This is a genomic window from Cupriavidus oxalaticus (genome assembly GCF_004768545.1).
GTDB lineage: Bacteria > Pseudomonadota > Gammaproteobacteria > Burkholderiales > Burkholderiaceae > Cupriavidus > Cupriavidus oxalaticus_A.
Genome location: NZ_CP038635.1, coordinates 2630498 through 2652825, shown reverse-complemented (window position 1 = coordinate 2652825; position 22328 = coordinate 2630498). Strand labels below are relative to the sequence as shown.

Below are 22328 nucleotides of genomic sequence, written 5' to 3'. Positions count from 1 at the left end.
CAAACAGGGTCATGGTTCGGGTATCCCCTAGTGAGATGGCGCTTAAAAGGCGCCTGGCCGGTCCGCAAAGCCAGTCTGGACGCGGGCTGGCGGGTGGGGCGGCGAGAGGCGCTGCGCTATCATCCCGGGCATCTGTACTGCAGTCTCCGGGGGCGCCGGCCTGAAAGCCCTGTAAGGTTTGAAAGGTTCCGGCAAGGACCCATACGTGACGCAAGGAGCAGCTTGGAGAGCATCGACCACGTCATCCTGATCGGTGGCATCGTGATGTCGCTGGGCATCGTGCTGGGGGCGTTCTCGGCACGCTTCGGCGTGCCGTTCCTGCTGGTGTTCCTGGCAGTCGGCATGCTGGCCGGCGTGGACGGACCCGGCGGCATCCGCTTCAACGACACCTGGCTCAGCTTCCTGGTCGGCAACCTGGCGCTGGCGGTGATCCTGCTCGACGGCGGCCTGCGCACGCGCTTCGCCACCTTCCGGGTTGCGCTCAAGCCGTCGCTGTCGCTGGCGACCGTGGGCGTGCTGGTGACAGCCGGGCTGGTGGGCGTGTTCGCGGCGTGGCTGCTCGGTATCGACTGGCGGCTCGGGCTGCTGCTCGGCGCCATCGTCGGCTCGACCGATGCGGCGGCGGTTTTCTCGATGCTTCACAGCAGCGGCATCCGCCTCAAGGACCGGGTCGCGAGCGTGCTGGAGATCGAGTCGGGCATCAACGACCCGATGGCGATTTTCCTGACCCTGACGCTGATCGAATGGGTCACCGCACCCGGCGGGCTGACGCCGCTGGGGTTGGTGATGAGCCTGCTGGTGCAGTTCGGCGTGGGCGGTGTGCTTGGGCTGGCGCTGGGATACTGCCTGGCCCGTGTGCTGGAGCGCATCCACGTGGCCGAAGGCCTGCAGGCGATCCTGCTGTGCGCAGGCGGGGCCATGGTGTTCGCGCTGGTGCAGACCGCCGGCGGCAGCGGCTTCCTGGCGGTGTACCTGACCGGCATGCTGATCGGCAACCGCGAGCGCGCGGTCACCGCCGACGTCATGCGCGCGATGGACGGCATGGCCTGGCTGGCGCAGTCGGCAATGTTCCTGCTGCTGGGCCTGCTGGTGGCGCCGCATCGGATCCTGGAAGTGGCCGGGCCCGCGGTGGCGGTCGCCGCGTTCCTGATGCTGGTGGCGCGCCCGGTGGCGGTGTGGGTGGCGCTGCTGCCGTTCCGCTTCAATGCGCGCGAGAAGGGCTTTATCGCGTGGATGGGCCTGCGCGGCGCGGTGCCGATCGTGCTGGCGCTGTTCCCGCTGCTGCGCCAGGCGCCCGAGGCCGGCTTGCTGTTCCGCATCGCCTTTGCCGTGGTGCTGGCCAGCCTGCTGTTCCAGGGCACCACCGTATCGGTCGCGGCGCGGCTGGCGCGCGTGCGCCGGCCCGGCTATCCGGAGCCGGTGGCGCGTTCGCGGCTGCGCGGCACGCGCGCGCCGATCCTGGAGGTGATGCAGTTCTGCGTGGGGCCCAACGCGCCGGTGGAAAACGTGCGCGCCGACCAGCTCGAACTGCCGCCGCGCAGCCGCCTGCTGACGGTGGCGCGCGACGACGCGCTGGCCGAACCGAATCAGACCGTACTGCGCGCTGGCGATGCGGTTAGCGTGCTGGCACCGGCGACAACGCTGCCGAGGCTCTCGCTGTTGTTCCAGAGCCCTGGGCGCGCGCCCACCTGGGAGGAGGTCTCGCACGATTTCCTGCTGTCCGGCGATGCGCCGTTGGGCGACGTGGCGGCCATTTACGGCACGCGCGCGCTGACGCCGGAGGAAGAAGCGTTATCGCTGGAAGCGGCGATGCTGCGGGTGTTCACCTCGCCGCCGGTGGAGGGCGACAGCGTCGAGATCGCGGGGGTGCCACTGACGGTGACGCGGATGGAGGGGGCGAAGATCCTGCAGGTGGGATTGCTGCTGCCGCGGCTGGAGGGGGATTCCGGCGGGAAGCTGTGGGTGAGGCGGCGCAGGGAGGAAGCGGGCCGCGAGCGCGCTTGATTTGCGTTGGTTTGCTCCCCCCTCCCGCCTGCGGGAGAGGGAGAACACCTTGCTTGGGCTAGCTCGCGCGGCTTGGGAGCACCCAAAGCCGTTGGTCCTGCGATGGTTTGGACTTCAGTCCACCTTCGCCCCCGACACCTTGACGATCTGCGCATACTTCTTCAGTTCCTTCTGCACCAACGCCCCAAACTGCTCGGGCGTGGTCGGCGCCGGCTGTGCGCCGATCCGGGCCAGGCGCGCCTTCATGTCGTCCGTCTTCAGGATCGCTACGATCTCGTGGTTCAGCTTGTCCACGATTTCTCGCGGCGTATTGGCCGGAGCGAACACGCCGAACCACGTCGAGATATCGAAGCCTTCCAGCCCCAGCCCCTTGCCGGCCTCGGCAATGGTCGGCAGTTCGGGGAACGCCGCCGCGCGGCTGGCGGTGGTCACGGCGAAGGCCTTGAGCTTGCCCGCCTTGATATTGGCCGATGCCGAAGCCAGGTTGTCGAAGATCAGGTCGGTCTGGCCCGACAGCACCGACAGCTGCGCGGGCGACGCGCCGTTGTAGGGGATATGGACCATGCTGATCTTCGCCATGCTCTTGAACAGCTCGCCCGACAGGTGCCCGGCGCTGCCGTTGCCACCCGAGGCGTAGTCCAGCTTGCCCGGGTTCTTGCGCGCGTAGGCGACCAGGTCGCGCACGTTGTTGATGTGCAGGTCGGCGGCCTTGCCGGGGTGCATCACCAGCACGTTGGGCACGTCGGCGACCAGCGTGATCGGCGCGAAGTCCTTGACCGGGTCGTACGGCATCTTGCTGAACAGCGTCGGGTTGATGGCATGCGTGGCCACCGCGCCCATGACGATGGTGTAGCCGTCGGCCGGCTGCTTGGCGACGTAGTCCGCGCCCAGGTTGCCGCCGGCGCCCGGCTTGTTCTCCACCACCACGGGCTGGCCCAGGCTGTCGCGCAGCTTGTCGCCGATGGCGCGCGCCACGGTGTCGAGCGGGCCGCCGGCGGGATAGGGCACCACGAAGCGGACGGGCTTGGCGGGGTAGGCGGTGGTGGCCGCGGCGGCGGCGGCGGGCATCAGCGCCGCGGTCAGCGCGGCGGCAAACAGTTTCTTCAGCATGTTGCGGATGACAGAGGGATTGGGATTCTTAGCGGGCCCCGATGCCGCGCGCCATCATCACGGCGCACAGCGGCAGCAGGATCACCAGGTGCGATTCGATCATGACCCAGCGCCGCGCCGCCTTGATCTCGGACGGCGGCGGCACGTAATCGGGCAGCCTGCGCGCCTGCTTGCGCCAGCGCGCGATGGCAAAGGTCGGCGGCAGCGAGCACAGCGCGATCAGCACGAACACGCCCATCTTGGCGTGGAACCACGGATTGTGCAGGTAGAAGTCGACGCCCTTGGCGCCGTAGAACAGGCGCAGCAGGCCGGTCCCCAGCGCCAGCATCGCCGACAGGAAATAGAACAGGTCATACAGCGACAGGCGCCGCACGGTGGCCGGGGTCAGGTCCGGGCGCAGTGCCACGGCCTCGGCGGCCATCAGCGTGATCAGGACAAAGATCGCAAGGAAATGCAGGAAGGCCAGGATGGCGTCGGTCAGCATGGGTTCTCCTTTGCTTTGCGCAGGCCCGCGCGGGGGGCGCGGGCCCGTGGAAAGTACTTCAGTGGGAACTGAACTTCCGGAAAGCACCTGCGGCAGGGCAGGCCTGGCCTGCCGCGGTCAGGAGGAGAATCTTACAGCACACCTTTTGCGCGAAGTGCGGCGATCTGCCCGGCGCTGTAGCCCAGGGTCTCGCCCAGCACCGTGTCGGTGTGCTCGCCCAGCAGCGGCGGGTGGCGCAGCGCCTGCGGTGGCGTCACGCTCATCTTGATCGGGCTGCCGACCAGCTTGACCTCGCCCGCGCTGGGGTGGGGCAGGTCCACGCGCAGGCCGCGCGCCTTGACCTGGTCGTCCTCGAACACGTCGTCGAGCGTGTTGATCGGGCCGCACGGCACGCCCGCGGCTTCCAGGTCGCGGATCCACTGCGCGCGGGTGCGCGGGCGCACCATCTCGGCCAGGATCGGCACCAGCACGTCGCGGTTGGCCACGCGCTGCGGGTTTTTGGCAAAGCGCGGGTCGTCGGCCAGCTCTGGCCGGCCGCCGTCGGTGACGAACTTGCGGAACTGCCCGTCGTTGCCCACCGCGACGATGATCCAGCCGTCGGCGGCCTGGAAGGTCTGGTAGGGGACGATGTTGGGGTGCGCATTGCCCCAGCGGCGCGGCGCCTCGCCGCTGGCCAGGTAGTTGGTGTTCATGTTGGCGAGCATGGCCACCTGCACGTCGAGCAGCGCCATGTCGATGTACTGGCCCTCGCCGGTGCGGTCGCGGTGGGCGAGTGCCGCCAGCACCGCGATGGTGGCGTACTGGCCCGTCATCAGGTCGGAAATCGCCACGCCGGCCTTCTGCGGGCCGCCGCCGGGCAGGTCGTCGCGCTCGCCGGTCAGGCTCATGAAGCCGCCCATGCCCTGGATGATGAAGTCATAGCCGGGGCGCGCGGCGTACGGGCCGGTCTGGCCGAAGCCGGTGACAGAGCAGTAGATCAGGTCGGGCTTGACCTGCTTCAGGGAGTCGTAGTCCAGGCCATATTTCTTCAACTGGCCGACCTTGTAGTTCTCCAGCACCACGTCGCTCTGCGCGGCGAGGTCGCGCACGATCTGCTGGCCCTCGGGCGTGCTGATGTCGCAGGTGACCGAGCGCTTGTTGCGGTTGGCGGCCAGGTAGTAGGCGGCCTCGGCGGTGTCGCGGCCGTCTTCGTCCTTGAGCCAGGGCGGGCCCCAGGTGCGGGTGTCGTCGCCGGCGCCGGGGCGCTCGATCTTGATCACATCGGCGCCGAAGTCGGCAAGGTTCTGGGCGCACCAGGGACCGGCGAGGACGCGGGTCAGGTCGAGGACGCGGAGATGGCTTAAGGCTCCCATGGCGGTAGAAGAAATTCTGAGGTGATGCGGGGAAGGATCGGAAAACCGGCTGCCGGCGCCGCGGCGCGCAATGGCCGGCGCGGGGTGCCTGCACTGTATCACCCGGGCCCGGCGAGGCAAGCCATAAAGTGATGCAATCGGCTCTCCGTGGTATTTGATTTGGGCGATAGCCGGCCGGTCCCGGGGCGCGGTGCCTGGTCTGCCTGCCATGCCCCCGCCATGCCCCCGCCATGCCCTTTTGGGGCTGGCTTGCCCGTATAATCAACGGTTTGCAAATCCAAAACTGACTCGTCGCGCCCGGCCCAGCCGCAGCAGCGTCCGCCATCCCATGAAAGTCTCAGACATTCGCAGCAAGTTCCTGCAGTTCTTCGAATCGAAGGGCCATACCGTGGTCCGCTCGTCCAGCCTGGTGCCGGCGAACGACCCGACGCTGCTGTTCACCAACTCCGGCATGGTGCAGTTCAAGGACGTGTTCCTGGGCACCGACAAGCGGCCGTACACCCGCGCGACCTCGTCGCAGCGTTCGGTGCGCGCCGGCGGCAAGCACAACGACCTGGAGAACGTGGGCTACACCGCCCGCCACCATACGTTCTTCGAGATGCTGGGCAACTTCTCGTTTGGCGACTACTTCAAGCGCGATGCCATCCTGTACGCGTGGGAACTGCTGACCAGGACCTACCAGCTGCCGGCCGAAAAGCTGTGGGTGACAGTCTACGCGGAAGACGACGAGGCATACGACATCTGGGCCAAGGAAGTGGGCGTGCCGACCGAGCGCATCGTGCGCATCGGCGACAACAAGGGCGCGCGCTACGCCTCGGACAACTTCTGGCAGATGGCCGACACCGGCCCGTGCGGCCCGTGCTCGGAAATCTTCTACGACCACGGCCCGGAGGTGTGGGGCGGCCCGCCGGGATCGCCGGAGGAAGACGGCGACCGCTACATCGAGATCTGGAACCTGGTGTTCATGCAGTTCAACCGCGACGAGCAGGGCAACATGACGCCGCTGCCCAAGCCGTGCGTGGATACCGGCATGGGCCTGGAGCGCATCGCCGCGGTGCTGCAGCACGTGCACAGCAACTATGAGATCGACCTGTTCCAGGCACTGATCAAGGCCGCCGCGCGCGAGACCCATATCGACAACCTGAACCAGAACTCGCTGAAGGTCATCGCCGACCATATCCGCGCGTGCTCGTTCCTGATCGTCGACGGCGTGATCCCGGGCAACGAAGGCCGCGGCTACGTGCTGCGCCGCATCGTGCGCCGCGCCATCCGCCACGGCTACAAGCTGGGCCAGAAGACCCCGTTCTTCCACAAGCTGGTGCCGGACCTGGTCGCGCAGATGGGCGAGGCCTATCCGGAACTGGCCGAAGCCCAGTCGCGCGTGACCGAAGTGCTGAAGGCCGAGGAAGAGCGCTTCTTCGAGACCATCGAGAACGGCATGTCGATCCTGGACGCCGCGCTGGCCGAGCTGAAGCTCAAGGGCGGCAAGACGCTGGACGGCGAACTGGCCTTCAAGCTGCACGACACCTTCGGCTTTCCGCTGGACCTGACGCAGGACGTGTGCCGCGAGCAGGAAATCGCCGTGGACGAGGCCGCGTTCGATGCCGCGATGAGCCGCCAGCGCGAGCAGGCGCGCGCCGCCGGCAAGTTCAAGATGGCTGCCGGCCTGGAGTACACGGGCGACAAGACCGTGTTCCATGGCTACGAAAAGCTGGAACTGCCGCGGGCGTTGGTCACCGCGCTGTATGTGGATGGCGCCTCGGTCGACACCATGCAGCCGGGCCAGACCGGCGTGGTGGTGCTCGATAACACCCCGTTCTACGCCGAGTCCGGCGGCCAGGCCGGCGACCAGGGCGTGCTGAAGGCTGGCAACGCTGTATTTGCTGTCGCCGACACCACCAAGGTCCAGGCCGACGTGTTCGGCCACCAGGGCACGCTGGCAGGCGGCGCGCTGAAGGTGGGCGACGCCGTCTCGGCGCAGGTCGACGCGCTGCGCCGCGCGCGCACCGTGCGCAACCACTCGGCCACCCACCTGATGCACAAGGCCCTGCGCGAAGTGCTGGGCACGCACGTGCAGCAGAAGGGCTCGCTGGTGGATGCGGACAAGACCCGCTTCGACTTCTCGCACAACGCCGCGCTGACCGAAGAGCAGATCCGCAAGGTGGAAGAGATCGTCAACGCCGAGATCCTGCGCAACGACGATACGCACGCCGAGATCATGCCGTTCGACGATGCCGTCAAGAGCGGCGCGATGGCGCTGTTCGGCGAGAAGTACGCCGACGACGTGCGCGTGCTGTCGATCGGCACCTCGAAGGAACTGTGCGGCGGCACCCACGTGCATCGCACCGGCGATATCGGCCTGTTCAAGATCGTGGTGGAAGGCGGCGTCGCTGCCGGCATCCGCCGCGTGGAAGCGATCACCGGCGACAACGCGCTGCACTACCTGCAGAACCTGGATGCCAGGCTCAACGAAGCCGCTGCCGTGCTGAAGGCGCAGCCGTCGGAACTCGTGCCGCGCATTGGCCAGGTGCAGGACCAGGTGCGCGCGCTGGAGAAGGAGCTGGAGCGCCTGAAGAGCAAGCTGGCGGCTTCGCAGGGCGACGAGCTGGCGGCGCAGGCCATCGACGTGAAGGGCCTGAAGGTGCTGGCTGCCCAGCTCGACGGCGCCGACGTGAAGACGCTGCGCGAGACCATGGACAAGCTCAAGGACAAGCTGCAGAGCGCGGCGATCGTGCTGGCGGCCGTGGCCGACGGCAAGGTCAGCCTGATCGCCGGCGTCACCGCCGATGCCACCGGCAAGGTCAAGGCCGGCGAGCTGGTCAACTTTGTCGCCCAGCAGGTGGGTGGCAAGGGCGGCGGCCGTCCGGACATGGCGCAGGCTGGTGGCACCGAGCCGGCCAAGCTGCCGCAGGCGCTGGCGGGTGTCAGCGAGTGGGTGGCGGCCAAGGTCTGATGGCCTGACCATTCCGCAAGCCGATTCGCAAGCAGATGAAGAAGGGGCGCCAGTGGCGCCCCTTCTGCTTTCCTACTTCTCGGTGTTGCCCATGGCACTCCGCAGCGTCGTCAATAAATCCATCGGCAACGGAAACACGATCGTCGAACTCTTGTCCCCGGCGATCTGCGTCAGCGTCTGCATATAGCGCAGCTGCATCGCCTGCGGCTGCCGCGCCAGCATCTGCGCCGCTTCCAGCAGCTTCTCGGATGCCTGCAGCTCGCCCTCGGCGTGGATCACCTTGGCGCGCCGCTCGCGCTCGGCCTCGGCCTGCCGCGCAATCGCGCGCACCATCGACTCGTTCAGGTCGACGTGCTTGATCTCGACGTTCGAGACCTTGATCCCCCACGCATCGGTCTGCGCGTCCAGCACCTTCTGGATATCGAGGTTGAGCTTTTCCCGTTCGGCCAGCATCTCGTCCAGTTCATGCTTGCCGAGCACCGCTCGCAGCGTGGTCTGCGCGAGCTGGCTGGTGGCCTCGAGGAAGTTCGCTACCTGGATAATCGCCAGCTCAGGATCGACCACGCGGAAATACACAACCGCGTTCACCTTGACCGACACGTTGTCGTGCGAGATCACGTCCTGCGGCGGCACGTCCATCACCACCGTGCGCAGGTCCACCCGCACCATCTGCTGCACGGCGGGAATGATCAGCACCAGGCCCGGACCCTTCACCTTCCAGAAGCGCCCAAGCATGAAGACCACGCCGCGCTCGTACTCGCGCAGCACGCGGAACGACGTGATGATGAGCAGCGCCACCAGGAAGATCAATCCGCCGAAGCTGAATCCGAATGCCATGTTCACGCTCCCTTTTTTGGAGTCGGTTGAGCAGCAGAGGGCGCGGCGACCACTTCGAGCACCAGCCCGTGCCGCGCGGTCACCACCACCGGCGTGCCGCGCGCCAGCGGACTCGCGCTGCGCACGCGCCAGCGTTCGCCGCGCACCGAGGCCCAGCCTTCCTGGCCGGGTGCGTCAGGCACGTCGTCGAGCAGTTCGCCGCGGCTGCCGACCAGCGTGTCGGCGCCGCTGACCACCGGCCGCCTGCGCGAGCGCAGCAGCAGCGCCGACATGCCGAATACAAAGAACGCCGACATCGCCGACAGCGCCGCCACCATCGGCAGCGGCACGCCGAAACCCGGCACGTCGGTGTCGATCAGCATCACCGCGCCGAAGGCAAAGGCAATGATGCCGCCCACGCCCAGCGCGCCGAAGGTCGGCAGGAACAGCTCGGCGACCATGCAGCCGATGCCGAGCACCACCAGCGCCAGCCCGGCATAGTTGACCGGCAGCATATGCAGCGCGAACAGCGCCAGCAGCAGGCAGATCGCGCCAACGATGCCGGGCACCACCATGCCTGGCGTGGAGAACTCGAAAATCAGCGCGTAGATGCCGATCATCATCAGCATCAGCGCCACGCTGGGCTCGGTGATGACGGCCAGGAAGCGGTTGCGCCAGTCAGGTTCCAGCGTCACCACCGGGGCATCGCGCGTGCGCAGTTCGCTGGTTTTGCCGCCCGCGGTGACCAGCTTGCGGCCTTCGACCTGGCGCAGCAGTGCGGGCAGGTCGGGCGCGACCACGTCGATCACCTTCTGCGCCAGGGCTTCGTCGGCCGACAGGCTGACGGCTTCGCGCACGGCGCGCTCGGCCCATTCGACATTGCGCCCGCGCAGCTGGGCCAGGCCGCGGATATAGGCCGAGGCATCGTGCATCTGCTTGCGCGCCATGGTGTCTGCCGCGGCAGGTTCGCTTGACGGCGCCGAGGCCGGCGTTGAGCCCGGCAGGGCGTCCGGCTTCTGCGGCCCGCCGATGCCGATCTGCACCGGGCTGGCCGCGCCCAGGTTGGTGCCCGGCGCCATGGCCGCGACATGGCTGGCGTAGAGGATGTAGGTGCCCGCGCTGGCCGCGCGTGCGCCGCCCGGATAGACATAGCTGGCCACCGGCACCGGTGACGCCAGGATTGCCTGGATGATCTCGCGCATCGAGGCATCGAGCCCGCCCGGCGTGTCCATTTCCAGCACCACCAGCTGCGCACCGCCTTCGCGGGCGCGCGCAATGCCGCGCAGGATAAAGCTGGCGCTCGCCGGGCTGACCGCGCCTTTGAGCGGGATCACGTAGACCGGCGGGGTGGCCGTGGCGGCAGGCGCGGAGGCGGGTGCGGCGCGCGCATGCAGGTTGGCGAAGCTGACGGCCAGTGCAGCGCTGCATGCCAGCACCAGGCCGGCCAGCAGCCGAATCGCCCGCATAAACGCGGTGGCAGGTTTCATCGCAAGGGCGGGGCACGCAGGGTGCCGGGGTGGCGCCACTTTCAGTGTAGGCCACCGGGCACATCTTGCATGGCGGCAATGTGCCGACAGCCGGTCGCCGCGAGGGCGCTCAGGCTGCGACGAGCTCGGCCTCGCCTTGCGGTCCGGGTGCGTGCTTGCGCAGCATATCGACCAGCGCATGCAGCGCGGCGCCCGCCATGGCCGGATGCCAGGCCAGCATGGTGCGCACGCGGCCCGCAGGCCCCAGGCCGTGCTGGCTGATGGCGGGCAGGTCCCGGTACAGGGCCAGCACCGATCGCGGCACGATCGCGGCGCCGATGCCGGCCGCCGCGCAGGCGACGATGGCATGGTAGGAGCCCAGCTCCAGTACGCGTGGCGGCGGGGCCGAGTCGCCGCCGGCATACCAGGCCTCGACGCGCGCGCGGTAGTTGCACCCGGACTCGAACGCCAGCAGCGTCGGCACTTCCAGGTCGGCGGAGGAGCGGATCGGGCGATGCCCGGCACGCGCGATTACCACCAGCTCCTCCTCGAAGGCGGGAACGGCCGCCAGCCCCGGCTCGGAAAGCGGCTCGGCGACAAAGGCGCAATCGACCTCGAAGCGCGCCAGCGCATCAAGCGCCTGCCGCGTCGCCAGCGTCACCAGTTCCAGCTGGACCTCGGGCCACGCCTGGTGGTACGCCGCCAGCACATTGGGCAAACGGCTGGCCGCGGTGCTTTCCATCGAGGCGATGCGCAGGCGGCCGCTGGGACGTGCCGGCAGCACCGCCTGGCGCGCTTCCTCGGTCAGCTGCAGGATGCGGCAGGCGTAGTCGAACAGGGTCTGTCCCGCCGGCGTCAGCACCATGCGCCGGCCATCGCGCACGAACAACTCGACCCCGAGCGACTGCTCCAGCTGGCGGATGCGAGTGGTCACGTTGGATTGCACCCGGTGCAGCCGCTCGGCCGCACGGGTGATGCCGCCGGCTTCGACGACGGCACGGAAGATTTCAAGCTCGGCAAGGTCCATGGCCATGGTCTCGGAACGGGAATCCGAAATCCATCTCGACTAATGATGCATTACATCTGGATAATTCATTTTTCGGGATGGCATTCACAGCGTAGCATACAGGGACTGCAATGCAACCGCTGCGCCCACAGCCAGAGCCATGTCCAAGCTCCACAGCCTCGATCCCGACCAGGTCGCCGCCGCCAGCCCCACCACTTCGATACCGGCCGCGCCGTTGCGTCACGCCGGTCCGGTGGCGGTGGCGATGGCCGGCCTGGTGTCGCTGGCGGTGGTGATGGGAATCGGCCGTTTCGCCTTTACGCCCTTGCTGCCGATGATGCTGCACGACCGCATCGTCGACCTGCATCAGGGCGGCTGGCTGGCGACGGTCAACTACATCGGTTATTTCCTCGGTGCCGCGCTGTGCATGTTTATCCGCCCCGACGCCCTGCGCATGGTGCGCTGGGGCCTGGTGGCGACGGTGCTGCTGACGCTGGGCATGGCGCTGCCGGGGGGCATGCCGGCGTGGTCGCTGTGGCGCTTCGCCGCCGGCGTGGCCAGCGCGGTGGTGCTGGTCTATACCGCCGGCTGGTGCCTGCAGCGGCTGGCCGAACTGGGCAAGCCGCAACTGGGCGGGCTGATCTTCTGTGGGCCGGGGCTTGGCATCGTCGCCACGGGCCTGGGCGCCTCCGGCATGGTCGGCGCGGGCTGGCATGCCGACCATGGCTGGCTGGCCTTCACCGTCTTGGCCGCGGTGCTTGTGGCTCTGGTGTGGCGCATTTTCGTGGCGCCGCCGATCGCCGCGGACGCCGGCCAGGCGCGCGCCACTGGCGCCGCGCAGCCGGCCGGCGCCGCCGCGCGGCTCGACGCCCAGACCTGGACCCTGACGCTGGCCTACGGCCTGGCCGGCTTCGGCTACATCATCACCGCCACCTTCCTGCCTGTGATCGCGCGCGAGGCGCTGCCGGGCACGGTCTGGGCCGACCTGTTCTGGCCGATCTTCGGCGCCGGCGTAGCGGTCGGCGCCGTGCTGGCGACGCGGGTGAGCATGGCGCACGACAGCCGCAAGCTGCTGACGATTTCCTACGGCATGCAGGCGCTGGGCGTCGCGATTGCGGTGCTGTGGCCGACGGTGGCGGGGTTTGCGCTGAGCAGCCTGCTGGCCGGCCTGCCGTTCACCGCGCTGGTCGCCTTCGCCATGCGCGAGGCCCGGCGCCTGTGGGGCCCGCACGCGCCGCGGCTGATGGGGTTGATGACCGCGTCGTACGGCCTCGGCCAGATCGCCGGACCGCCACTGGCAACCGCGCTGGTGGCGCGCACTGGCGGCTTCGCCAGCTCGCTGGCCTGCGCGGCGGCGTCGCTGCTGGTGGGTGCGCTGGTGTTCGCCTGGATGCGCCGCGCCTGGCCGCTGGCGCCCGCACGGAGCGGATCGTGAAGGTGCGCTACAGTATCGCCTTTGCCGCCTGACGCGCCACGCATCGCGGCTGCCGCGCCTGCGCCGCAGCACAAGGCCGGGGCCGACCCCGGCACGCGAGACCGGGCGGCGCAGGAGCGAGCCCCATGTCTTTTGCCTTGCAGCCCGCGCGTGCCGCGGGCGCCTCCCCGCAGCCTGTCTCCGCCGAAGAGCAGCGCGTGCGCCTCGACCTTGCCGCCGCCTACCGGCTGGCCGCGCGCGAGGGCTGGGATGACCTGATCTACACCCATATCTCGGCCACCGTGCCCGGCGAGCCGGACCATTTCCTGATCAACCCGTTCGGCTTTGCCTTCGACGAGATCCGCGCCAGCGACCTGGTCAAGATCAATGGCCGCGGCGAGGTCGTCGGCGAGACTGTCCACCCGGTCAACGTCACCGGCTTCGCGCTGCACGCCGCCGTGCACGCGGCCCGGCCCGACGCGATGTGCGTGATGCACCTGCATAACACCGCCGGCATCGCGGTGTCGGCGCAGGCAGCCGGCCTGCTGCCGCTGTCGCAGCACGCGATGCGCTTTTACGGCCGCATCGCTTATCACGACTACGAAGGGCTGGCCTTCAGCCCGGCCGAAGGCGGGCGGCTGACCGCTTCGTTGGGCGAGCACCCCGCCATGCTGCTGCGCAACCACGGCACGCTGACCGTGGGCCGCACCGTGGCCGAGGCCTATGTGCTGATGGCGACGCTGATCAAGGCCTGCGAGATCCAGATCGCTGCGCAGGCGGGCGGCGCGCTGGTGCAGCCGGATCACGGCGTCGCCCACAAGACCTCCGGGCAACTGTTCGACAACGGCGCCATCGAGGGCGTGATGGAGTGGCCCGCGCTGCTGCGCAAACTCGATAGAATCGATCCTTCCTACCGGGACTGATTGCCACGTCCCGTGGCGACTACCTAGAACACCAATCATCACAAGGAGCATTGCATGCCGACTTTCCACGTCGAAATGTTTGAAGGCCGTACCATCGATCAGAAGCGCAAGTTCGTCGAGGAAGTGACGCGCGTCACCTGCGAGACGCTGGGCTGCTCGGCCTCGGCCGTCGACATCATCATCACCGACGTCAAGCGCGAGAACTGGGCCACCGGCGGCGAGCTGTGGGCCGACAAGAAGTAAGGCACTGAACGGCCTGGACACCATGCAGCACTTCGCCTCCGACAACTACGCCGGCTTCTGCCCGGAATCGCTCAAGTATTTCCTGGAAGCCAATGCCAGCGGCCACGAGCAGGCCTATGGCGACGACACCTGGACGCAGAAGGTCTGCGACCGCATCCGCGACCTGTTCCAGACCGATTGCGAAGTGTTCTTCGTGTTCAACGGCACGGCGGCCAACTCGCTGGCGCTGTCGGCGCTGTGCCAGTCGTACCACTCGGTGATCTGCCACGAACTGGCGCATATCGAGACCGATGAGTGCGGCGGCCCGGAGTTTTTCTCCAACGGCTCCAAGCTGCTGACCGCGCCGGGCGAGGACGGCAAGCTCACGCCCGATGCGATCGAGGCGCTGGTCACGCGCCGCTCGGACATCCACTACCCCAAGCCCAAGGTGGTGTCGCTGACGCAGTCGACCGAGGTCGGCACGGTGTACAGCGTGGAAGAGGTGCGCGCGATCGCGGCCATCGCCAAGCGCCGGCAGCTGCGCGTGCATATGGACGGCGCGCGCTTTGCCAATGCGGTGGCGTCGCTGGGCGTGCATCCGTCCGAGATCACCTGGCGCGCCGGCGTCGACGTGCTGTGCTTCGGCGGCACCAAGAACGGCTTGCCGGTGGGCGAGGCGGTGGTATTCTTCGACCGCCGCCTGGCCGAGGATTTTGCCTATCGCGTCAAGCAGGCCGGGCAGCTGGCGTCGAAGATGCGGTTTATCTCGGCGCCATGGCTGGGGCTGCTCGAGAACGATGTGTGGCTGGCCAACGCGCGCCATGCCAACGCCATGGCGCAACTGCTGCAGCAGCGCATTGCCGACATCCCCGGCGTGCGCATCATGTTCCCGACGCAGTCCAACGCCGTCTTCGCCGAGCTGCCGCTGCCGGCGATCGAGGCGCTGCGCGCCAGGGGCTGGCGCTTCTATACCTTCATCGGCGCCGGCGGCTGCCGCTTCATGTGTTCGTGGGACCTGCAGCCGCAGACGGTGGAGGCGCTCGCCGCCGACATGCGCGCGGCATGTGGCGCCTCAAGGGGTGCCTGAGCAGGTGCTTGAACGAGGCGGCGCGATCATTCTGATAACGAGACACCTACAGGAGCCCCCCAATGCAATACCGATTCTGCCCGCAGTGCGGCGCGCCGCTCGAGGTGCTGCCGCTGTCCGGGCGCGAACGCCATGCCTGCGTGCAGCATGAATGCGGCTTCGTGCACTGGAACAACCCGCTGCCGGTGCTGGCGGCGGTGGTGGAGTACCAGGACAAGCTGCTGCTGGCGCGCAACGCCGCCTGGCCGGAGAAGATGTTTGCGCTGGTGACGGGGTTCCTGGAGCGCGACGAGCCGCCCGAGCTGGGCGTGGCGCGCGAGCTGAAGGAAGAGACCAACCTCGATACCGAGTCGGTCTCGCTGATCGGCGTCTACGAGTTCATGCGCAAGAACGAGCTGATCATCGCCTACCACGTCAAGGCGACCGGCACCGTCCAGCTGTCCGAGGAACTGGCCGAATACAAGCTGGTGGCGCCCGAGGACGTGCGCGTGTGGTCGGCAGGTACCGGCTTCGCCGTGGCCGACTGGCTGGCCGCGCGCGGTTACCCGGTGCGCTTCTTCGACCGGCAGACCGGCGCGGATATTCCGGACCCGCGCCGCCCGCATGACTTCAGCCAGGTCGGGGCTTCGCTACAATATCGCTGGTGAGAGTCCCCCGAATAGCCTCAGAACCCGAAGGAAGAGACGAATGGAGTTCCAGAAAGAAGTGGATGCGCGCGGCCTGAACTGCCCGCTGCCGATCCTGCGCACCAAGAAGGCGCTGGCCGACATGGCCAGCGGCGAAGTGCTGAAAGTGCTGGCGACCGATCCCGGCGCGACGCGCGATTTCCAGGCCTTCGCCAAGCAGACCGGCAACGAGCTGCTGTCGCATTCGGAAGTCGACAAGGTGTTCGTGTTCTACATGCGCCGCCGCTGATCGATCTCGAAGAGAGACAAAGAAAAAGCCGCTTCAAGCGGCTTTTTCATTTGGTGAACGAGGCGAACGTTCAGCTGTTCGGCCGCGTCAGGTGCTCGCGCGATTCCAGATAGGCGCTGAATTCGGCGCCGACTTCCGGGTGCTTCAGCGCAAACTCGACCGTCGCCTTCAGGTAGCCCAGCTTGCTGCCGCAGTCATAGCGGCGCCCCTGGTATCGGTAGGCCAGCACCTGCTCCTGGCCCAGCAGCGACTGGATCGCGTCGGTCAGCTGGAACTCGCCGCCGGCGCCAGGCTTCAGCTCGCGCAGGTGGTCGAAGATGCGCGGCGTCAGGATGTAGCGGCCGACCACGCCCAGGTTCGACGGGGCGTCTTCCGGGGCAGGCTTTTCCACGATGCCCGATACCTTGATCACGCCTTCATCCCACTCGCGGCCATCGATCACGCCGTAGGAGCGGCTCTGCTCCGGCGAGATTTCCTCGACGCCCAGCACCGAGCAGTTGTAGTGGTTGAAGGTATCCACCATCTGCTTCATCACCGGCGGGTTGCCGTCGATCAGGTCGTCGGCCAGCATGATCGCGAACGGGGTGTCGCCGACCAGCTTGGCGGCGCACAGCACCGCGTGGCCCAGGCCCAGCGCCTCGGGCTGGCGCACGTAGTAGCACTCCACGTTGGCGGGCTTGATCGAGCGCACCACGTCCAGCAGCGCCTGCTTGTTCTTGGCTTCCAGCTCGACTTCCAGCTCGAAGGCCTTGTCGAAATGGTCCTCGATGGCGCGCTTGGAGCGGCCGGTGACGAAAATCATCTCGGTAATGCCGGCGGCCATGGCTTCTTCCACGGCGTACTGGATCAGCGGCTTGTCCACTACCGGAAGCATTTCCTTCGGGCTGGCCTTGGTGGCTGGCAGGAAGCGGGTGCCCAGGCCTGCGACCGGGAAGACGGCCTTGGTGACGCGATTTTCCATATCAGGTGTACCTCTCAGATGCTGGTTCATAACCCTGCCAGCCATTACCGGCGCCGTCTGTCCGGTTCCGTCCGACGCCGCTGGACGGAAACCAGACTGGCAGGGGCGTCATCGGCTGCCGGTCAGGCCGGCAGCCGTTGCAGCTGACCCTGCAGCTTGGCCAGCGTTTGCTCGAAATCAGCGAGTCGTTGCGTCTCTTGCGCCACCACGGCGGGCGGCGCCTTGGCGACAAAGCTTTCATTGGAGAGCTTGCCGCGGCACTTGCCGATCTCTGCAGCGATGCGTTCGACCTCTTTCGACAGGCGCGCGCGCTCGGCGGCGACGTCGATTTCGATCTTCAGCAGCAGGTGGTTGCCGCCGGCAATGGCTACCGGCGCACCTGCGCCTTCGGCCTGCAGGGTGCTCTCGTCTTCGAAGACGCGCACCTCGGAAAGTTTCGCCAGCGCCTGAATATGTGCGCTGGCCGCCTTCAGGAATTCGCTGTCGCCTTCGGCATAGAGCGGGATGCGCTGCGCCGGCGAGATGCTCATTTCGCCACGCAGGTTGCGGCAGGCATCGACCACTTCCTTCAGGCGCGCCACCCATTGCTCGGCGTCCTCGTCGATCTTGGCGACAGCCGGCAGCGGGTAGGACTGCAGCGAGATGGTCTCGCTGCCGTCGCCCTTGGCGCGGCCGGCAAGCGGGGCCACCTTCTGCCACAGCTCTTCGGTGATGAAGGGAATGATGGGGTGCGCCAGGCGCAGCACGGTCTCGAGCACGCGCAGCAGCGTGCGGCGGGTGGCGCGCTGCTGGGCTTCGGTGCCGGTCTGGATCTGCACCTTGGCCAATTCCAGGTACCAGTCGCAGTACTCGTCCCAGACGAACTTGTAGATCGCGTTGGCGATATTGTCGAAGCGGTACTCGGCAAAGCCCTTCTCGACCTCGGCTTCCACGCGCTGCAGCAGCGACACGATCCAGCGGTCGGCCTGCGAGAAGTGCAGGTAGCCGTCCGGGCCGCAGTCATTGTTGCACGGGCCCATGCCGCAGTCATGGCCTTCGGTGTTCATCAGCACGAAGCGGGTCGCGTTCCACAGCTTGTTGCAGAAGTTGCGGTAGCCCTCGCAGCGGCCGGTGTCGAAATTGATGTTGCGGCCCAGCGTCGCCAGCGAGGCGAAGGTAAAGCGCAGCGCATCGGCGCCGAAGGCGGGAATGCCCTCGGGGAATTCCTTCTTCGTCTTCTTCTCGATCTTGGGCGCGTCCTTGGGGCGGCGCAGGCCGGTGGTGCGCTTCTTCAGCAGCGTGTCGAGGTCGATGCCGTCGATCAGGTCCACCGGGTCGAGCGTGTTGCCCTCGGACTTGCTCATCTTCTTGCCTTCCGAATCGCGCACCAGGCCGTGCACGTAGACGGTATGGAAGGGCACCTTGCCGACGAAGTGCTTGGTCATCATGACCATGCGCGCCACCCAGAAGAAGATGATGTCGTAGCCGGTGACCAGCACCGACGACGGCAGGAAGTGCTTCATCTCCGGGGTTTCCGCCGGCCAGCCCAGCGAGGAGAAGGGCACCAGCGCCGACGAGAACCAGGTGTCGAGCACGTCTTCCTCGCGGCGCAGCGCGCCGGTGCTGCCGGCGGCGCGGGCCTTGGCGAGCGCTTCCTCTTCGGTGCGGCCGACGAAGCAGTTGCCGGCATCGTCGTACCACGCCGGGATCTGGTGGCCCCACCACAGCTGGCGCGAAATGCACCAGTCCTGGATGTTGCCCAGCCACTGGTTGTAGGTGCTGATCCAGTTTTCCGGCACCAGCTTGATCTCGCCGCTCTGTACGGCTTCGAGCGCCACCTCGGCGATCGAGCGGCCCGGGTTGAAGGTGCCTTCCGGCGCCGGCTTGCTCATGGCGACGAACCACTGGTCGGTCAGCATCGGCTCGATCGCGCTGCCGGTGCGCTCGCTGCGCGGGGTCATCAGCTTGTGCTTCTTGACCTCTTCCAGCAGGCCTCGCTTGTCGAGGTCCTCGACGATAGCCTTGCGCGCGTCGAAGCGGTCCAGGCCGGCGTAGGCGGCCGGCGCGTCGGCAACGACCTTTGCTTCCAGCGTCAGGATCGACAGCTGCGGCAGGTTGTGGCGCTGGCCGACGGCATAGTCATTGAAGTCGTGGCCCGGGGTCACCTTGACCACGCCGGTGCCGAACTCGCGGTCGACGTATTCGTCGGCGATCACCGGAATCTGGCGGCCGGTCAGCGGCAGGTGCACCGATTTGCCGATCAGGTGCGCGTAGCGCTCGTCTTCCGGGTGGACCATCACGGCCACGTCGCCCAGCATGGTTTCCGGACGCGTGGTGGCCACGGTCAGGTGGGTCAGGCCGCGCTTGGCGTCAGCCTCGACCAGCGGATAGCGGATATGCCACAGCGAGCCTTCTTCCTCGACGCTGTCGACTTCCAGGTCCGACACGGCGGTGCCCAGCACCGGATCCCAGTTGACCAGGCGCTTGCCGCGGTAGATCAGGCCCTGCTCGTACAGGCGCACGAACGCTTCGGTCACCGCCTTCGACATCTCCGGCGACATGGTGAAGTACTCGCGGCTCCAGTCGATCGACGCACCCATGCGGCGCACCTGGCGGGTGATGGTCGAGCCCGACTCTTCCTTCCAGGCCCACACCTTCTCGGTGAACTTCTCGCGGCCGAGGTCATGGCGCGACACGCCCTCGCCCTCGAGCTGGCGTTCCACCACGATCTGGGTGGCAATGCCGGCGTGGTCGGTGCCCGGCACCCACAGCGTGTTGGCGCCCAGCATGCGCGCGTGGCGCGCCAGGCCGTCCATGATGGTCTGGTTGAAGGCATGGCCCATGTGCAGCGTGCCGGTCACATTCGGCGGCGGCAGTTGGATCGCGAAGTCCGGGCGGGCAGGGTCGAAGGTCGGCTTGGCGATGCCGCGGCTCTCCCACTCGGGGGCCCATTTCGCCTCGATGGCGGCGGGTTCGAAGCTCTTGGCAAGCGATTGGTCTTGGGCGGTCATGCTGGGATGTCGAGGTTGGCGTCTGGATGCGTCGCAGGGCTGTAGCGGGGTGCGGCGGCCTGCGCCTGGCGGCCTTGCGCCAGTGAAACCCCAAATTATACGGGGGCGGGCCGGTCGCTGCCTATTTTGCGGACAGCGGCCCCGGGCGGGAAAGGCTGGCTAAGGCAGGTGCGCGCCTGCATGCAGGGCAGTTTTCGCCGCTCGGATGTGACGGATCGGACAGGGCCGACCGGTATAATTGGCGCCATTCCACAAGGCCCCTCCGATGTCCGACCTGCTCGCCAACCTCAATGCCGAACAACTTGCCGCCGTCACACTGCCTGACGAGCCGGCGCTGATCCTGGCGGGCGCGGGCAGCGGCAAGACCCGCGTGCTGACCACGCGCATCGCCTGGCTGCTGCAGAACGGCCGGGTCTCGCCGGCGGGCATCCTGGCGGTGACCTTCACCAACAAGGCCTCGAAGGAAATGCAGACGCGGCTGCAGTCGATGCTGCCGATCAACACCCGCGGCATGTGGATCGGCACCTTCCACGGCCTGTGCAACCGCATGCTGCGCGCGCATTTCCGCGATGCCGGGCTGCCGCAGACCTTTGCCATCCTGGACAGCCAGGACCAGCTTTCGGCGCTCAAGCGGCTGCTCAAGTCGCTCAACGTCGACGACGAGAAGTACCCGGCCAAGAACCTGCAGTACTTCATCAACAACGCCAAGGAGCAGGGCCTGCGCCCGGCCGACGTCGAGGCCAACGACGACTTCAACAAGCGCTTCGTCGACCTCTACGCCGCCTACGACATGCAGTGCCAGCGCGAGGGCGTGGTCGACTTTGCCGAGCTGCTGCTGCGCTGCTACGAACTGCTGCGCTATAACGACGCGATCCGCCAGCACTACCAGCACCGCTTCCGCCATGTGCTGGTCGACGAGTTCCAGGACACCAACGTGCTGCAGTACCAGTGGCTCAAGCTGCTGGCCGGCCACGGCACGCAGAACCCGGCCGCGGTCTTTGCCGTGGGCGACGACGACCAGAGCATCTACGCCTTCCGCGGTGCCAATGTCGGCAATATGCGCGACTTCGAGCATGAGTTCCGCGTGCGCCGGCTGATCAAGCTGGAGCAGAACTACCGCTCGCACGGGCATATCCTGGATTCTGCCAACCACCTGATCTCGCACAACGCGCGCCGCCTGGGCAAGAACCTGCGCACCGACGCCGGCCATGGCGAGCCGGTGCGCGTGTACCAGGCCGGCACCGACGGCCAGGAAGCGGGCTGGATCATCGAGGAAATCCGCGACCAGATCGCGCAGGGCGCCAGCCGCGCCGAGATTGCCATCCTGTACCGCAGCAACGCCCAGTCGCGCGTGATCGAACACGCGCTGTTCTCCGCCGGCATCCCGTACCGCGTCTATGGCGGCCTGCGCTTCTTCGAGCGCGCCGAAATCAAGCACGCGCTGGCGTATATGCAGCTGCTGGAAAATCCGCGCAACGATGCCGCCTTCGGCCGCGTGGTCAACTTCCCGGCGCGCGGCATCGGCGCGCGTTCGCTCGAGGTGCTGCAGGACATGGCGCGGCAGTACGATTGCGCGCTGTCCGAGGCCGTGGCCTACGTGCCCGGCGCGGCCGGCAGCAAGCTTGCCGCGTTCACGCGCCTGATCGACAAAATGCGCGACGACACCCGCCGCATGACGCTGGCCGAGACCGTCGAGTACATGATCAACACCAGCGGCCTGATTACCCACTACCAGGGCGAGAAGGAAGGCCAGGACCGCATCGAGAACTTGCAGGAACTGGTGACTGCCGCGCAGGCCTTCGTGGTGGAAGAGGGCTACGGGCTGGATGCGCTCGCTGCGGTGATTCCCGCGGATCGTGCGCCCGCCATGCCGGTGCTGGCCGACGGCGACCAGTCCCAGCAGGTGCTCGACCCCGAGGCGCTGCCGGTGGTGATGACACCGCTGGTCGCGTTCCTGACGCATGCCTCGCTGGAGGCCGGCGACAACCAGGCCCAGGCCGGCCAGGACGCGGTGCAGATGATGACGGTGCACGCGGCCAAGGGGCTGGAGTTCGATGTGGTCTTCATCACCGGGCTGGAAGAAGGCCTGTTCCCGCACGAGAACAGCATGATGGACCCCGACGGGCTGGAAGAAGAACGCCGCCTGATGTACGTGGCGATCACGCGCGCGCGCGAGCGCCTGTTCCTGTCGTTCGCGCAGAGCCGCGTGCTGCATGGCCAGACCAAGTACCACGTGCGCTCGCGCTTCTTCGAGGAACTGCCCGAGGAAGCGCTCAAGTGGCTGACGCCCGCGGTGCAGGGCTACGGCGGCGTACGCCGCCAGGAACGCGACAATGCCTGGGGCCGCGACTGGTTCCGCAAGCCGGAGGATGTTCCCTACACCGGCACGCGCCCGACCGGCGGCATGGACAAGGGCAACGGCTATGCCGACGCCAAGCGCGAGGCGGGCACCGGCTTGCGCGTGGGCCAGTCGGTGTTCCACAACAAGTTTGGCGAAGGCGTGATCACCGCGCTGGAGGGCGAAGGCAACGACGCCCGCGCCAATATCAAGTTCAAGCGCCACGGCGCCAAGTGGCTGGCGCTGTCGGTGGCGAAGCTGGACGCGATCGACTGAGCGGCGCCGGC

General features: G+C 67.5%; 17 protein-coding genes. 9 read left to right on the top strand and 8 right to left on the bottom strand.

Annotation, left to right across the window (positions count from 1 at the left end; genetic code table 11):
* The first annotated feature begins 222 nt into the window (after positions 1-222).
* Positions 223-2004, top strand: coding sequence for a potassium/proton antiporter (locus tag E0W60_RS23085; protein WP_135705661.1), 1782 nt, complete (start codon positions 223-225; stop codon positions 2002-2004).
* A 114-nt stretch (positions 2005-2118) separates the two neighbouring features.
* Here E0W60_RS23085 and E0W60_RS23080 read toward each other — a convergent pair whose 3' ends face one another.
* The 3 genes from E0W60_RS23080 to E0W60_RS23070 form a co-directional block, all read right to left on the bottom strand.
* Complete coding sequence (locus E0W60_RS23080) at positions 2119-3114, bottom strand: tripartite tricarboxylate transporter substrate binding protein (protein ID WP_135705660.1); 996 nt, start codon at positions 3112-3114, stop codon at positions 2119-2121.
* A 28-nt stretch (positions 3115-3142) separates the two neighbouring features.
* Complete coding sequence (locus tag E0W60_RS23075; RefSeq protein WP_133097402.1) at positions 3143-3598, bottom strand: DUF2214 family protein; 456 nt, start codon at positions 3596-3598, stop codon at positions 3143-3145.
* 131 nt (positions 3599-3729) lie between these two features.
* Entirely contained in the window at positions 3730-4950 is a 1221-nt protein-coding gene (locus E0W60_RS23070; protein WP_135705658.1) for a CaiB/BaiF CoA transferase family protein, read from the bottom strand.
* A 328-nt stretch (positions 4951-5278) separates the two neighbouring features.
* Between E0W60_RS23070 and alaS the strand changes: the two genes are divergently transcribed.
* Positions 5279-7903 (top strand): alanine--tRNA ligase, encoded by a 2625-nt coding sequence (alaS, locus tag E0W60_RS23065; RefSeq protein ID WP_135705657.1) that lies wholly within the window; start codon positions 5279-5281, stop codon positions 7901-7903.
* Positions 7904-7975: 72 nt separating this feature from the next.
* Here the strand turns inward: alaS and E0W60_RS23060 are convergent, their stop codons facing one another.
* The 3 genes from E0W60_RS23060 to E0W60_RS23050 form a co-directional block, all read right to left on the bottom strand.
* Positions 7976-8740: a slipin family protein gene (locus E0W60_RS23060; protein WP_133097405.1), complete on the bottom strand. Its 765-nt coding sequence runs from the start codon at positions 8738-8740 to the stop codon at positions 7976-7978.
* A 2-nt stretch (positions 8741-8742) separates the two neighbouring features.
* Complete coding sequence (locus E0W60_RS23055) at positions 8743-10206, bottom strand: NfeD family protein (protein ID WP_135705655.1); 1464 nt, start codon at positions 10204-10206, stop codon at positions 8743-8745.
* A gap of 109 nt (positions 10207-10315) precedes the next feature.
* Positions 10316-11212, bottom strand: a complete 897-nt coding sequence (locus E0W60_RS23050) for a LysR family transcriptional regulator (RefSeq protein ID WP_135705654.1) — start codon at positions 11210-11212, stop codon at positions 10316-10318.
* 139 nt (positions 11213-11351) lie between these two features.
* On the opposite strand from E0W60_RS23050, the gene E0W60_RS23045 reads away from it, so the two are divergent.
* The 6 genes from E0W60_RS23045 to E0W60_RS23020 all read left to right on the top strand — a co-directional run bounded on the left by E0W60_RS23045 (position 11352) and on the right by E0W60_RS23020 (position 15752).
* Entirely contained in the window at positions 11352-12626 is a 1275-nt protein-coding gene (locus tag E0W60_RS23045; RefSeq protein ID WP_135705653.1) for a YbfB/YjiJ family MFS transporter, read from the top strand.
* A gap of 125 nt (positions 12627-12751) precedes the next feature.
* A complete protein-coding gene (locus E0W60_RS23040) occupies positions 12752-13528 on the top strand; it encodes a class II aldolase/adducin family protein (protein ID WP_135705652.1) in 777 nt (258 codons plus the stop codon).
* Positions 13529-13582: 54 nt separating this feature from the next.
* The gene (locus E0W60_RS23035) at positions 13583-13771 is read left to right on the top strand and encodes a 4-oxalocrotonate tautomerase (protein ID WP_029045525.1); all 189 of its coding nucleotides are present in this window, start codon (positions 13583-13585) and stop codon (positions 13769-13771) included.
* Between the two features lie 22 nt (positions 13772-13793).
* Positions 13794-14837, top strand: a complete 1044-nt coding sequence (locus E0W60_RS23030; RefSeq protein WP_135705651.1) for a threonine aldolase family protein — start codon at positions 13794-13796, stop codon at positions 14835-14837.
* A 62-nt stretch (positions 14838-14899) separates the two neighbouring features.
* A complete protein-coding gene (locus E0W60_RS23025; RefSeq protein WP_133097410.1) occupies positions 14900-15484 on the top strand; it encodes an NUDIX domain-containing protein in 585 nt (194 codons plus the stop codon).
* Positions 15485-15524: 40 nt separating this feature from the next.
* On the top strand, positions 15525-15752 hold the full coding sequence (locus tag E0W60_RS23020; RefSeq protein WP_029045528.1) for a sulfurtransferase TusA family protein: 228 nt from the start codon (positions 15525-15527) through the stop codon (positions 15750-15752).
* 70 nt (positions 15753-15822) lie between these two features.
* Here the strand turns inward: E0W60_RS23020 and galU are convergent, their stop codons facing one another.
* Together galU and E0W60_RS23010 are read right to left on the bottom strand one after the other, a co-directional pair.
* Positions 15823-16713, bottom strand: coding sequence for a UTP--glucose-1-phosphate uridylyltransferase GalU (gene galU, locus E0W60_RS23015; RefSeq protein ID WP_133097411.1), 891 nt, complete (start codon positions 16711-16713; stop codon positions 15823-15825).
* 122 nt (positions 16714-16835) lie between these two features.
* The gene (locus E0W60_RS23010) at positions 16836-19703 is read right to left on the bottom strand and encodes a valine--tRNA ligase (RefSeq protein WP_133097412.1); all 2868 of its coding nucleotides are present in this window, start codon (positions 19701-19703) and stop codon (positions 16836-16838) included.
* Between the two features lie 265 nt (positions 19704-19968).
* On the opposite strand from E0W60_RS23010, the gene E0W60_RS23005 reads away from it, so the two are divergent.
* Positions 19969-22317: a UvrD-helicase domain-containing protein gene (locus tag E0W60_RS23005; RefSeq protein ID WP_135705650.1), complete on the top strand. Its 2349-nt coding sequence runs from the start codon at positions 19969-19971 to the stop codon at positions 22315-22317.
* Positions 22318-22328 lie beyond the last annotated feature (11 nt).

Bases quoted from the DNA above. Each gene is read 5' to 3' on its own strand.
- E0W60_RS23020 (WP_029045528.1), top strand. From the start codon at position 15,525: ATGGAGTTCCAGAAAGAAGTGGATGCGCGCGGCCTGAACTGCCCGCTG.
- E0W60_RS23060 (WP_133097405.1), bottom strand. From the start codon at position 8,740: ATGGCATTCGGATTCAGCTTCGGCGGATTGATCTTCCTGGTGGCGCTG.
- E0W60_RS23055 (WP_135705655.1), bottom strand. From the start codon at position 10,206: ATGAAACCTGCCACCGCGTTTATGCGGGCGATTCGGCTGCTGGCCGGC.
- E0W60_RS23040 (WP_135705652.1), top strand. From the start codon at position 12,752: ATGTCTTTTGCCTTGCAGCCCGCGCGTGCCGCGGGCGCCTCCCCGCAG.
- E0W60_RS23005 (WP_135705650.1), top strand. From the start codon at position 19,969: ATGTCCGACCTGCTCGCCAACCTCAATGCCGAACAACTTGCCGCCGTC.
- E0W60_RS23050 (WP_135705654.1), bottom strand. From the start codon at position 11,212: ATGGACCTTGCCGAGCTTGAAATCTTCCGTGCCGTCGTCGAAGCCGGC.
- alaS (WP_135705657.1), top strand. From the start codon at position 5,279: ATGAAAGTCTCAGACATTCGCAGCAAGTTCCTGCAGTTCTTCGAATCG.
- E0W60_RS23025 (WP_133097410.1), top strand. From the start codon at position 14,900: ATGCAATACCGATTCTGCCCGCAGTGCGGCGCGCCGCTCGAGGTGCTG.
- E0W60_RS23035 (WP_029045525.1), top strand. From the start codon at position 13,583: ATGCCGACTTTCCACGTCGAAATGTTTGAAGGCCGTACCATCGATCAG.
- E0W60_RS23080 (WP_135705660.1), bottom strand. From the start codon at position 3,114: ATGCTGAAGAAACTGTTTGCCGCCGCGCTGACCGCGGCGCTGATGCCC.
- E0W60_RS23030 (WP_135705651.1), top strand. From the start codon at position 13,794: ATGCAGCACTTCGCCTCCGACAACTACGCCGGCTTCTGCCCGGAATCG.
- galU (WP_133097411.1), bottom strand. From the start codon at position 16,713: ATGGAAAATCGCGTCACCAAGGCCGTCTTCCCGGTCGCAGGCCTGGGC.
- E0W60_RS23045 (WP_135705653.1), top strand. From the start codon at position 11,352: ATGTCCAAGCTCCACAGCCTCGATCCCGACCAGGTCGCCGCCGCCAGC.
- E0W60_RS23075 (WP_133097402.1), bottom strand. From the start codon at position 3,598: ATGCTGACCGACGCCATCCTGGCCTTCCTGCATTTCCTTGCGATCTTT.
- E0W60_RS23070 (WP_135705658.1), bottom strand. From the start codon at position 4,950: ATGGGAGCCTTAAGCCATCTCCGCGTCCTCGACCTGACCCGCGTCCTC.
- E0W60_RS23010 (WP_133097412.1), bottom strand. From the start codon at position 19,703: ATGACCGCCCAAGACCAATCGCTTGCCAAGAGCTTCGAACCCGCCGCC.